This window comes from Salinivibrio sp. ML323 (genome assembly GCF_001995745.1).
In the GTDB taxonomy this organism is placed as follows: domain Bacteria; phylum Pseudomonadota; class Gammaproteobacteria; order Enterobacterales; family Vibrionaceae; genus Salinivibrio; species Salinivibrio kushneri.
In genome coordinates this window covers 94,364-107,077 of sequence record NZ_MUES01000004.1, presented here as the reverse complement: position 1 = coordinate 107,077, position 12,714 = coordinate 94,364, and the positions used below count along the sequence as shown (strand labels likewise).

The following is a 12,714-nucleotide window of genomic DNA, read 5'->3' as shown; positions in this document are numbered from 1 at the left end:
TCCTAAGCAGTGATTCTTTGCTGATTGTATATTAGCAAGCGGTTTTTTCCGCAATAAATTTTTCGACATAGGCCTCGATTTCTGCCGCAGTTGGCAAAGTGAGTGCTTTGTCGGCCATCGCTTTCACATCAGCAAAGTTGGCATTACGGATAATCTTCTTGATGCGAGGGATAGAGATGGCACTCATACTAAACTCATCCAAACCCATTCCCATCAATAGTAACGTTGCTTTCTCGTCACCTGCAAGCTCTCCGCACATCCCGGTCCATTTACCTTCCGCATGTGAGGCATCAATCACTTGCTTGATAACCGTCAATACAGCAGGAGACAGAGGGTTATACAGGTGCGAAATCAGCTCATTACCACGATCGACCGCCAAGGTATACTGAGTCAAATCGTTGGTGCCAATGCTGAAGAATTCCACTTCTTTCGCGAGGTGGTGAGCGATCGCAGCCGCGGCTGGCGTCTCAACCATTACACCGATTTCCAGATCGGCGTCGAAGTCGTGACCTTCTTGGCGCAGTTCTGCTTTGTAGGTCTCGATCGCTTCTTTCAGCTCTCGGATTTCTTCGACAGAAATGATCATCGGGAACATCACACGGATTTTACCGTGCGCCGAAGCACGAAGAATAGCACGAAGCTGATCGCGAAGAATTTCGCGACGATCGAGGCTAATACGAACTGCACGCCAACCCAAGAATGGGTTCATTTCTTCCGGCAAGTTCATATAAGGCAGATCTTTGTCACCGCCGATATCCATGGTGCGGATGATCACAGGATGGCCATCAATCGCTTTCGCTACCGCTTTGTAAGCTTGGTATTGCTCTTCTTCAGTCGGAAGCGCGTCGCGGTCCATAAACAGGAACTCGGTGCGATAAAGCCCCACACCTTCACCGCCGTTACGGTTTACGCCGTCACAGTCTTTGACCGTGCCTACGTTACCGCACACTTCGACTTGGTGACCGTCAAGCGTAATGGCTGGCAGATCTTTAAGCTTCGCCAGTTCCGCTTTCTCGGCGATCTGTTGGTCACGAATCACTTTGAATTTGCTGAGTTCTTCGTCTGAAGGGTTGACAACGATTTGGTTGTTAATCGCATCAAGCACCAGCATGTCGCCATTTTGTATTTTGTTGGTCGCATCATTGGTGCCTACAATCGCTGGCAACTCAAGCGAGCGTGCCATGATTGAGGAGTGTGAAGTGCGACCACCAATGTCGGTGATGAAACCAAGCACATAATTCAGGTCAACCTGTGCTGTTTCTGAAGGCGTCAGGTCGTTTGCAACCAGGATCACTTCTTCGTTGATAGCGCTCAACGACACCATATTGATGCCAAGTGCGTTTTTGACGAAGCGTGAACCGATGTCACGGATATCCGCGGCACGCTCTTTCAGATAATCGTCGTCGAGTGACTCAAGCGTGACCGCTTGTTCTTCGATAACGCTATAGATAGCGTTATCGGCGGTCGCTAGGTTTGACTTGATGAAGCTGACGATCTCTTCTTCGAGTTCTTCATCTTCAAGTAGCATGATATGACCCTCGAAGATAGCTTCTTTCTCTTCGCCGAAGGTCTCCCTTGCTTTGTCCTTGATCGCTTCGAGTTGCGTCTTAGACTGTTCGCGAGCATCCAATACGCGCTGAATTTCTTGATCGATTTGAGACGCAGCAATCTTATCTTTACTGATAACAACGTCTTCTTCTTGCAGCAGCAGTGCTTTACCAAAAGCAATACCAGGTGATGCCAGGATGCCTGAAATCATAGCTTTACCTTACGTTTATCCAACTTAAAACCGATAGAAAAAGAGCCGGATTACTCCAGCTCGTCCATCAGTTTTACTAGGTGATCAACGGCTTGTTGTGCTTGCGCACCTTCAGCAGAAATAGTCACCATAGTGCCTTTGGTCAAGCCAAGGGTTTGAAGTTTAAATAGGCTTTTTGCGCTCGCGCTCTTACCGTTAGATTCAACAGTGATGTCAGCGTCGTAGCTTTTCGCTTCTTTAACGAACTGCGCCGCTGGACGAGTGTGTAGGCCGTTTTCTGCAGTAATCTCAACTTGCTTCTGATACATGATTCACCCCGTTTCTGTATTTTTTTAAATCTATGTATTAAATATAAGGTTAGCTTAACCGCTAACGGGCGACTTCGCTATCCGTTGACGCTAACCTAACCAAGAAATCGACCTGATAGCTTAATCCATGTCAATTTCGTGTCATCTTTTTGCCATTTTTGACCTTCCACTCATTAGGCGCGAGGGCTTTTATTTTGATGCGGAAAATAAAAAGGCAGATGTGTTTTACTAAAGCTTAATATAAAAATCAAACAAAAAAGGCCCAATTTGGGCCTTTGCGAATAGGGGGTTGTAAAGGCTTGTTGGCTAACCTGCTGTTACTGCTCAGTTTCCAGCTCGGTGAACATGCCAGCAAACAGTGGCGAGCTGAGATAACGCTCTGCTGCACTTGGCAAAATTGTGACGATCTTCTTATTTGCAAACTCGGGAAGCTCGGCAATTTTGTTAGCCGCAACCACTGCGGCACCTGAAGAAATCCCGCCCAAGATGCCTTCTTCTTCCATCAGGCGGCGAGCCATGGCAATGGCTTCGTCTGAGCTGACAGACACCACTTGGTCAACAAGCGTGACATCCAAGTTTTTCGGCACAAAGCCCGCGCCAATACCTTGGATTTTGTGAGGGGCAGGTTGCACGTCTTGTCCCGCGATGGTTTGCGCAATCACTGGCGACTCGGCAGGCTCGACGGCGACTGTGGTAATGGCTTTGCCTTGGGTGTTTTTAATGTAGCGGCTGACACCAGTTAGGGTGCCACCAGTGCCAACACCGGATACAAACACATCGATTTCGCCGTCAGTGTCTTCCCAGATTTCAGGCCCAGTGGTCTTTTCATGGATTTCAGGGTTGGCGGGGTTGTCGAACTGTTGCAGCATCAGATATTTACCTGGCTCTGCTGCCATGATTTCTTCCGCTTTGGCAATCGCGCCTTTCATGCCTTTTGGCGCTTCGGTCAGCACCAGCTTCGCGCCCATGGCTTTGAGCAGTTTACGGCGCTCAAGGCTCATTGACTCCGGCATGGTTAGGGTCAGCTTATAACCACGTGCTGCCGCGACATAGGCAAGCGCGATACCCGTGTTACCACTGGTCGGCTCAATCAATTCGATACCGGGTTTGAGGGTGCCTTTTTTCTCTGCATCCCAGATCATATTGGCACCGATACGGCACTTGACGCTAAAGCTTGGGTTGCGTGCTTCAACTTTGGCCAGCACGTTTGGCTTCGCCACGCGGTTTAGGCGAACTAGCGGTGTGTTTCCGATGGTTTGTGTATTGTCTTCGTAAATCTTGCCCATTGTATCGTTCCTTCATGACACCGATTTTAATCACCCTCCAAGCATATCTCTGCTGCTTGGTTTTGAAAGGATCGGTTGGTTATATCTTATTGTGACATTAACCAATAACTGATTGGTTAAACGAAAAAAGCCCACATTGTGGATGTGAGCTTTCGCGTAGACGATCACAGATTAATTGCGCCCCAATGAGGATTTGTGTTTATCCACCCACATAGCGGTTGCGCCGCATACTGCCGCAGGCATCACCAGTAGGTTGAGAAAAGGAGTCATGGTAAACAGCATGACTATTGCGCCAAAGCTAAGCGATGCGCCCCGTTGTTGGTTTAACGTCTGGCGCATGGCGGGAAACGACACCTTGTGATTATCGAACGGATAATCACAGTATTGAATCGCCATCATCCACGCGCTAAACAAAAACCAGATCACTGGCCCCACGGTTTGTCCAACCGCGGGGATCCATAGCAGCAGTAAAAAGCCTAATGCTCTGGGGATGTAGTAGGCGAGTTTTTGCCACTCTCGTTTCATCACCCGCGGGATATCTTTAATGATACCAGCCAAGCCATCATCCGGTGCCCGTGTGCCTGACAGCTTTGCCTCCACATGCTCGGCCAGGAAGCCATTAAAGGGCGCGGCGATCCAGTTTGCCAGTGTGCTGAAAACGTAGGAGAACACGACCAAGATAGCAATCACCACTAAAGGCCAAATCAAAAAAGAGAGCCAGGACAACCACTCAGGTAGACTGGCCATCCAATGGTCGATCCAGTCACCCACCTGCGAAAGCAAATAGATGAACGCGCCGCCCAGCAGCAACACATTGATCAAAATAGGAATGATCACAAACCGGCGTAAGCCGGGTGCCATCATCAGAGAAAAGCCTTGGAACAGATAACCAGCACCACTTTGGGGGCGAGGGCGAGCATAATTCGCCATGATATCTCCTTGAGAACAATGTCGGTCACAACAAGCCGCATATGCGGTCGATACAAAAATAACGGTGTGCGCTATATTACGGGGGGAATCATTGCGATGACAACGACCCAATAATGGGAAAGTTTAACGATTTGTGTGTCTTGATTCGTTRAATTCTCCCCAACTTTTGATACAGTTAACTAAGTTGACCATTAACGCATTGCGTCAGCCAACAGGCCCCGCTTATGATCGCACTAACCTTTGCAACCTGGTTGGCGTTGTGACATAAGCGAATCAAAACGCTGAACATAGATAGATTTGAGAATCGATGATGCAGGAATTGCGCCTTGTACTGATTGTGTTGGGGGCACTAGCAATCGCAGCTTTGCTTTTGCATGGCCTCTGGACAAACAAGAAAGAAAAGACGACCAAGTTTGGTGAAAAGCCGTTGGGAAAGCTGGATGACGACAGTGACGATCAAAAGTTTGACCAAGATGGTATTGGCGCCGTCAGAGTCGTCAGTCGCGCTAAAAGCGAAAGCGACAAACCTGTGCGCCAAGAGCCAGCGATGAACTTTGGGGAGAAACCTGACGTCGACCCCTTGTTCGCTGGGCAACCTGGCCCCCAGTCTGAACCTGAACAACCCCTGTATCCTTCAATGTCCGCCACTGACGATGAGCCTTCGTTTTCAGCCGCCACCCCGCAAGCGGCAAATCACGATAATGAAGAACCAGAGATGCCGCAGGCACACGCGACCATGTCTGATGATGAGCCATTAGCGCCAGCGCAAAGCGCGCGTCAAGGTGATACAGAGACGGTTGAGCAGGGCGAGTCGCAACACAGTGATGAATCGCCACAGGCGGATGAAGCCGCGGATGAGACAGAAGTGCTGGTTTTGCATGTGCACGCGAACAATAGTGACGTATTCACTGGCCTTGAACTGATCCCGATCCTTGAGCAATACGGCCTCCGTTTTGGTGATATGGGTATTTATCATCGCCACTCTGATCTATCGGGGAGTGGAAAAGTCTTATTCAGTGTGGCCAATATGGTCAAACCCGGTACCTTCGATGTAAGCCATAGCGAAAGCTTTGAAACGCCGGGTATTAGCTTTTTCATGACCCTGCCGTGTTACGGTGAGCCAGAGCAAAACTTTAAGCTTATGCTGCAAACGGCCCAGCAAATTGCGGACGAGCTGGGCGGATTAGTGCTGGATGATTCACGCACCATGATGACCCCGTCACGATTGGATGAATATCGCGAGCGCGTCAAAGCCTTTATGGCCAAATAGCCTGCGCTAACGCGACCACGGTTTAAGCATACAGCGGGACATGGCTCCCGCTGTCTGTGATTTATCGATATACTTGCCCGCAACCGACTCCGCTCAGACGACGAATCAAACATGGCTTACAGCAAACAACAACTCGATGATTTAAAGCACCAGCTTAACTATCACGCCTACCGGTACTACGTCGAAGACAGCCCAGAGCTGCCCGATGCCGAGTACGACCGCCTGATGCAAGACTTATTGGCCATTGAGGCGGCACACCCTGAATGGGTAACCAGCGACTCACCGAGTCAGCGAGTCGGTGGCGCACCGCTTAGCGCGTTTGAAACGGTCACCCACGAGTTGGCGATGTTATCTTTGGGGAATGCCTTCAGTGATGACGATCTGGCTGACTTTGAACGCCGTGTTAAAGATAGACTTGGTGATGGCGAGCCGGTCACCTACACCTGTGAGCCCAAGCTCGATGGCTTAGCGGTGAGCCTGATTTACGAAAATGGTGAGCTGGTTCAAGCTGCGACGCGGGGAGATGGCACCACCGGCGAGAACATCACCCACAACGTCAAAACCATTCGCAACGTCCCCCTTACCTTACAGAAAGGGGATTGGCCAACGCGGCTCGAAGTGCGTGGTGAGGTCTTCATGCCGAAAGCGGGCTTCGAGGCACTTAACGAGGCCGCGCTTAAAAAAGGCGATAAAACCTTTGCCAACCCGCGCAATGCGGCGGCAGGCAGCCTGCGTCAACTTGACCCCAAAATCGCCGCTAACCGACCATTGAGTTTCTATGCCTATGCGGTGGGCGTGATGTCGACCCCCTTCGGCCAAGGGCAAAGTGAGCGCTTACAGAAGCTCAAGCAGTGGGGCCTAGCGCTCAGCCCAGAAGTGAAACGGGTGGAAGGGCTAGACGGCGTGAAAGCCTACTACCAAGACATTATGGCGCGCCGTGATGCACTGCCCTACGAAATAGACGGTGTCGTCATCAAAGTTGACAGCATTGCCAGCCAAGAACGGTTAGGGTTTGTCGCGCGCGCGCCGCGTTGGGCGATAGCTTACAAATTCCCGGCGCAAGAAGAAATCACCACTGTCAACGATGTGGAGTTCCAAGTGGGCCGCACTGGGGCCATTACGCCAGTTGCCAAGCTTGAGCCTGTGTTCGTGGGCGGCGTCACGGTCAGTAATGCCACCTTGCACAACGGTGATGAAATCGAACGGTTAGGCGTTCATATTGGTGACACCGTGGTGATCCGCCGTGCCGGTGACGTCATCCCTCAGGTTGTTGGCGTGGTGGAAAGTCGGCGTCCTGAGCAGGCACAACCAATAGTGTTTCCCGATGCGTGTCCGGTCTGTGACTCAGCGGTGACCCGTATCGATGGGGAAGCGGTCGCACGCTGCACCGGCGGATTAATTTGTCTGGCACAGCGCAAAGAAGCGATTAAACACTTTGCGTCTCGTAAAGCCATGGATATTGATGGCTTGGGCGATAAAATCGTCGAGCAGTTAATCGAAAAAGAACTGATTGAGACGCCAGCCGATCTCTTTACCTTGACGCCCGGTCGGGTGACGAAGCTCGACAGAATGGGGCCAAAATCAGCGCAAAACTTGGTTGATGCACTGGAAAAAGCCAAAGCCACCACCTTGCCACGCTTTATTTATTCGTTGGGCATTCGTGAAGTGGGCGAGGCGACCGCGCAAAATCTCGCTTTGCACTTTCATACCCTCGACGCGTTGCGCGCGGCCGATGAAGAGGCTCTCATTAACGTGCCGGACGTGGGGGCGATTGTCGCAGGCCACATCGTTCGCTTCTTTGCCGAGCCGCACAACCAGAATGTGCTAGAAGCCCTACTGGCAACTGGGATCCACTGGCCCGAAATCAGCGCGCCGTCAGAGCCAGATGCGCAACCGTTGGCGGGTAAAACCATTGTCCTGACGGGCACCTTATCGCAAATGTCTCGCAGTGATGCCAAAGCGGCGTTACAGGCGTTGGGCGCGAAAGTGACGGGCAGTGTCTCGGCAAAAACCGACATGTTAGTGGCGGGGGAGGCCGCAGGCTCCAAACTCACCAAAGCGCAAGATCTGGGCGTCACTGTACTCGATGAAGATCAAATGATTGCCATGCTTAATCAGTAACTTTATCCATCACGCTGTGTGCGAGCGACTCGAGCGAATCATCGCGCACAGGTGCAATAGTTTACATGGCCATGTTCCGTGTCTGAGCATGGCCGGATTGTGGAATTTACCTGTACTGGTAAACTAACCGTTACATATTATTCTCAGCACTGGGATAGGGATCCTAATGACGATTAAAACCCGCTTTGCCCCCAGCCCAACCGGCTTTTTGCATGTTGGTGGCGCGCGTACCGCACTTTACTCTTGGCTGGCAGCACGCAGCCAAGGTGGTCAATTTGTGTTGCGTATTGAAGATACAGATATCGAACGTTCAACCCAAGAAGCCATTGATGCCATTCTAGAAGGCATGAAGTGGCTGGGCCTTGATTGGGATGAAGGGCCGTACTACCAAACGAAACGCTTTGATCGCTATAACGAGCTTGTTGATCAGCTGTTGGCAGAAGACAAAGCCTACAAGTGTTATGCCCCCAAAGAGCTGCTAGAAGAAATTCGTGAAGAGCAAAAAGCGAATGGCTTGAAAGCACGCTACGATGCCAATCATCCTAAAGTGATGGCGGCCAACAGCCAAGCCAACGCTGACGACCCACACGTGATCCGCTTCCGCAACCCCAAAGAGGGCAAGGTGGTGTTTGACGATAAGATCCGCGGTCGGATTGAAATTGCGAACAGCGAGCTTGATGACTTGATCATCCGCCGTACCGACGGCAGCCCAACCTACAACTTCTGTGTGGTGGTTGATGATTGGGATATGGGGATCACCCAAGTGGTGCGTGGCGAAGACCACATTAACAACACCCCGCGTCAGATTAATATTTATGAAGCGCTGGGCGCGCCTGTCCCTGAGTTTGCCCATTGCTCGATGATCCTCGGCGATGATGGTGCCAAGCTGTCTAAACGTCATGGTGCAGTGAGCGTCATGCAATACCGCGATCAAGGTTTCTTGCCACAAGCACTGCGTAATTATTTAGTGCGTCTGGGCTGGTCTCACGGCGACCAAGAAATCTTCTCGATGGAGGAGATGATTGATTTCTTCTCCCTAGAAGCGATCAGTAAGTCAGCCTCTGCCTTTAATACGGAAAAATTGCGTTGGCTGAACAACCATTACATCAAAAATGGTGATCCGGCTGAGGTCGCGTCACACTTGCAGTGGCACCTGGATCAACAGGGTATTGATGCGTCCACAGGACCGGCTCTGACTGACGTGATCCAGCTGGTGGGTGAGCGTTGTGACACCTTGGTGGAACTGGCCGAGCAAAGCCGTTACTTCTATCAAGACTTTGATGAGATTGAGGCAACCGCCGCCAAGAAGCACCTGCGTCCAGTCGCGCTTGAGCCATTGCAAGTAGCCAAAGGCAAGATTGAAGCATTGGATGAGTGGACAGTAGATGCCCTAAAAGCTGTGATCGCGGATACCTGTGCCGATCTCGATGTTGGTATGGGTAAAGTCGGTATGCCATTGCGTGTTGCAGTCACTGGCGGTGGTCAATCACCCTCAGTGGATGCGGTGATGCACCTGATTGGTAAAGACCGCGTATTGGCGCGTATCGAACAAGCCATCAAAGTGGTTGAAGCTCGAGCCGCACAAAGTTAAAAAAGTCGCCAAACCGCGGCACAATCAAAAAAGGGCGCTGCGGCGCCCTTTTTAAGTGTGTCATCGCCTGTCTTAATGCGACTCTTCTTCCATCTGCGCGCTATCAACGATGTGGTTCTCGCCCATTTGACGAGGCAGCACCCAGTTAAGCACGATGGCGACCAAGCCACACAAGCTGATGCCTTGTAAGCTGAAATCGCCAATGCCAAAGGCCATCCCGCCAATCCCAAAGACCAAGGTGACCCCGACAATCGCGAGGTTGCGCGAGTCGTGAAGGTCAACTTGATTGCGAATCAAAGTATTCAGACCCACGGTAGCGATAGAGCCAAACAGTAGGATCATAATGCCGCCCATCACCGGCAAAGGAATGGTCAGTAGTAGGGCTCCCAGTTTACCCACGAACGCCAGCACAATGGCGGTGATCGCCGCGTAGGTCATTATTTTAGGATTAAATGCTTTGGTGAGCATCACCGCGCCGGTGACTTCACTGTAGGTGGTATTGGGCGGAGCACCAAACATGGAGGCGGCGATCGTCGCCGCGCCGTCACCTGCCATGGTGCGGTGCAAACCGGGCTTTTTCAGGTAGTCTTTACGGGTGACATTGGAAATTGCCAGCATATCGCCCACATGCTCCACCGCGGGGGCGATGGCTACGGGAATCATAAATAAAATGGCGTTGATGTTAAATTCTGGCAAGGTAAAGGCAGGCATCATCAACCAGCTGGCATTGGCTACTTGGGTAAAGTCGACAATGCCCATCACTAGGCTGGCCACATAGCCAACCGCAATACCGGCCATAATGGGGACCAATTTGAAAAAGCCCTTGGCAAAGACACTGACCGCAATGGTGGTGAGTAATGAAAGCAGGGAAATCCAGATAGCGATATCACCGGCGATGAGTTGCTCACTGCCGTCGCCACTTTTACCCAGCGCCATATTGACGGCGGTAGGGGCCAAACCAAGCCCAATCACCATAATCACAGGGCCTACCACCACGGGAGGAAGCAATTTGTGAATAATGTCTACGCCTTTGAGGCGAATAATTCCCCCCATGATGAGGTAGATAACCCCGGCGGCCATTAGTCCACCCATGGTGGCGGGAATACCGAAATTGTTAACGCCGTACAGAATGGGAGCAATAAAGGCAAAAGAAGAGGCGAGAAAAATAGGAACAGAGCGGCGGGTAATAACTTGAAAGATTAGGGTACCGATTCCGGCACCAAAAAGTGCGACGTTTGGGTCAAGCCCGGTTAAAAGCGGGACTAACACCAAGGCTCCAAATGCGACGAACAGCATTTGTGCCCCTTGTAAAACTTGCATCATGATCTCACCTCCAAAAAAATCGCGCAATGTTAGCACAAAGCGTTTCTGTGATTCCTGTCATGTTTTTAAATGTGAGACCGATAGCAAATAAATGATGTAACGGATTTCATTGATCGAACGGAATCGTGAAATAGACCGTTTTACAGTGGCACCTATCACTATATCGCGTTTGCTCTATCTTTTTTACAAATGAGGATTGCTGAACCTAGAGCTGTCAGCTTATGATCGCTGGACTCCCATTTATCCATGTGGAAAGACTATGAATCGATTTGTGTTGGCCTTCATTGCCTGTTTATGGTTGCCTAGCGCGCTGGCAAACGACCTTTATCACGCCAGCATTCCGCTTGATAATGGCGCGCAAACCTCCCAACAAGCGGCAAAAAAACAAGGGTTAAGTGCCGTTCTGACTAAGGTGTCCGGTCAGCGGAACTTGTCTGACAACCCAGCGGTTAAACAAGCGCTGCAAGAGGTAGATAGCCTAATCACCCAGCTTGGTTATGGTGAACATGAGCAAGGGGCGGATGGCGCGACGCAGCGCACGTTAGAAGTTGGGTTTGATAGCCAGCAGGTGCGCGAAATATTGCGTCAAGCGGGGCTCCCTTTGTGGGGAAGTCCGCGCCCGTCGGTGCTGGTGTGGCTGGTGGATGATCGCGGCCTTGAACGGCAAATTATTTGGGAGCCAAGTGAGCGACCAGTGATAGATGAGCTACGCCAAGCGGCGGCATTACGTGGGTTGCCTGTACTTATTCCTGTGGGCGATTTTGATGACCTGATGGCGATTTCGAGCAGTGATTTGTGGGGCGGGTTTATTCAGCCCGTTGAACAGGCCAGTGAGCGTTACCAACCAGACGGTATCGTTATTGCCAAACTGACCGACCAGGGGGTTCGCTGGCAGCTTTTTCCTGAAGCAAACCAAATGCAAACCAATCAAACGCGCGGCCAGGCAAGCGATGCCAGCGCAATGATTCATTCATTGGCCGACTATTACGCGCAGCAAACCGGCGTCATCCTGGATCAAGACGAAGACAGTGCGTCTGTGGTTATTGCGATTGGCGGCATTGAGAGCGGAGATGATTACGTCGCACTCGAGAAAACACTGGTAAACTTGAATGCGGTACAAGGTGTACATTTACGCAAGCTTAATGATGACACCCTAGTATTCGATGCGCAGTTGGCCGCGTCACAGCAAGCTCTGATTAAAGAGCTAACCGCCAACCGAGAAGTGCGGTTAATGACTATGCAGGAGCAAGAGGCTTATACGGCAAGCACATCGCCAACCGCCAGCGAGGCGGCAAATACCGAGCCGGCTGTTGAGCTGGAACAAGGTGATCAGGCGCTCGAACAGGGGGAGAGCGATAGCACACAAACGCTTGCTCCCGAGCCACAACCGTCGGCGGAAAAGCGTCTGTGGTTTGTTTGGCAGCCGTAACGATGTACTGGCAACGCCAAGCTAAAAAGGCTAGCCAACACGGCTAGCCTTTTTGATGCGCAGATAAGGCGTTTTACGCTCTGTACGCGTCAGTGACTACCAGTTGGTAGGAGTAAATTGTTGACCGGCGAGGGCGGCTTCTACCATCAGTCCTCCCTTTGCATGGGTAAAGACAGTCAGGCCATTGACGTAATAGGCTTTCGACTGACGGTTACTGGTGGAGGCTGAGGTGCCAGAGGTACCGGTTTGCGCCGATGCCCCCTCGGTCAATGCGGTGGCAGACGCTTGCGCGCCGAGTTCCACTTGCCCTTGCATAAAGCGGTCATACGCTGGTTTGTCTTTAAAGAAAACAATTTCACTGAATGCTTGGCCACCAAAGGTCAGCCCGACCGATACCTGTTTGAGCGCCGCGGCACTGACCGGCGCATCTTGACGATAAACGACGCCCTTACCATAGGCACCACCTACCCAAAAACCCCCTTTGCCGACAGAAGGAAAGACGGCATAGCCGTAGGCGTTATCAAAAAAAGGTTGGGTTTGTGGGTACTGCTTAAATTGTTCGCGTGCGAGGTTGGCTTGACGCACCTGGTCTTGCTGCGAGCTGGTCGCGCAACCGGTCAATGCCGTCAGTGCGACAATGACCAATGCAAACCAGCGATGAGAACGACGTAACATGGTTATCTCCTTATGGCGTTAA

The 12,714-nt window shown here is 51.3% G+C and carries 10 protein-coding genes; 4 read left to right on the top strand and 6 right to left on the bottom strand.

Going from position 1 to position 12,714, the window contains the following annotated elements:
* Positions 1-31: 31 nt before the first annotated feature.
* The 4 genes from ptsI to cysZ all read right to left on the bottom strand — a co-directional run bounded on the left by ptsI (position 32) and on the right by cysZ (position 4,283).
* Positions 32-1,759 carry a phosphoenolpyruvate-protein phosphotransferase PtsI gene (gene ptsI, locus BZG13_RS04540; protein WP_077485425.1) on the bottom strand — a complete coding sequence of 576 codons (1,728 nt, stop codon included), beginning with the start codon at positions 1,757-1,759 and terminating at the stop codon, positions 32-34.
* 50 nt (positions 1,760-1,809) lie between these two features.
* A complete protein-coding gene (ptsH, locus tag BZG13_RS04535; protein WP_069361102.1) occupies positions 1,810-2,067 on the bottom strand; it encodes a phosphocarrier protein Hpr in 258 nt (85 codons plus the stop codon).
* A gap of 317 nt (positions 2,068-2,384) precedes the next feature.
* Entirely contained in the window at positions 2,385-3,353 is a 969-nt protein-coding gene (gene cysK, locus BZG13_RS04530; protein ID WP_069361101.1) for a cysteine synthase A, read from the bottom strand.
* A 171-nt stretch (positions 3,354-3,524) separates the two neighbouring features.
* Entirely contained in the window at positions 3,525-4,283 is a 759-nt protein-coding gene (gene cysZ, locus BZG13_RS04525; RefSeq protein WP_077485422.1) for a sulfate transporter CysZ, read from the bottom strand.
* A gap of 307 nt (positions 4,284-4,590) precedes the next feature.
* Here cysZ and zipA point away from each other — a divergent pair, with 307 nt between their 5' ends.
* The 3 genes from zipA (at position 4,591) to gltX (ending at position 9,265) form a co-directional block, all read left to right on the top strand.
* On the top strand, positions 4,591-5,553 hold the full coding sequence (gene zipA, locus BZG13_RS04520; protein ID WP_077485419.1) for a cell division protein ZipA: 963 nt from the start codon (positions 4,591-4,593) through the stop codon (positions 5,551-5,553).
* Positions 5,554-5,664: 111 nt separating this feature from the next.
* Entirely contained in the window at positions 5,665-7,674 is a 2,010-nt protein-coding gene (gene ligA / locus BZG13_RS04515; RefSeq protein WP_077485416.1) for an NAD-dependent DNA ligase LigA, read from the top strand.
* 166 nt (positions 7,675-7,840) lie between these two features.
* Entirely contained in the window at positions 7,841-9,265 is a 1,425-nt protein-coding gene (gene gltX, locus BZG13_RS04510) for a glutamate--tRNA ligase (RefSeq protein WP_077485413.1), read from the top strand.
* Between the two features lie 72 nt (positions 9,266-9,337).
* Here gltX and BZG13_RS04505 read toward each other — a convergent pair whose 3' ends face one another.
* Positions 9,338-10,588 carry a uracil-xanthine permease family protein gene (locus BZG13_RS04505; RefSeq protein WP_077485411.1) on the bottom strand — a complete coding sequence of 417 codons (1,251 nt, stop codon included), beginning with the start codon at positions 10,586-10,588 and terminating at the stop codon, positions 9,338-9,340.
* Positions 10,589-10,847: 259 nt separating this feature from the next.
* On the opposite strand from BZG13_RS04505, the gene BZG13_RS04500 reads away from it, so the two are divergent.
* Positions 10,848-12,017, top strand: coding sequence for a DUF2066 domain-containing protein (locus tag BZG13_RS04500; RefSeq protein ID WP_077485408.1), 1,170 nt, complete (start codon positions 10,848-10,850; stop codon positions 12,015-12,017).
* A gap of 96 nt (positions 12,018-12,113) precedes the next feature.
* Here BZG13_RS04500 and BZG13_RS04495 read toward each other — a convergent pair whose 3' ends face one another.
* On the bottom strand, positions 12,114-12,692 hold the full coding sequence (locus BZG13_RS04495; protein WP_077485406.1) for a YSC84-related protein: 579 nt from the start codon (positions 12,690-12,692) through the stop codon (positions 12,114-12,116).
* Positions 12,693-12,714: the final 22 nt, after the last annotated feature.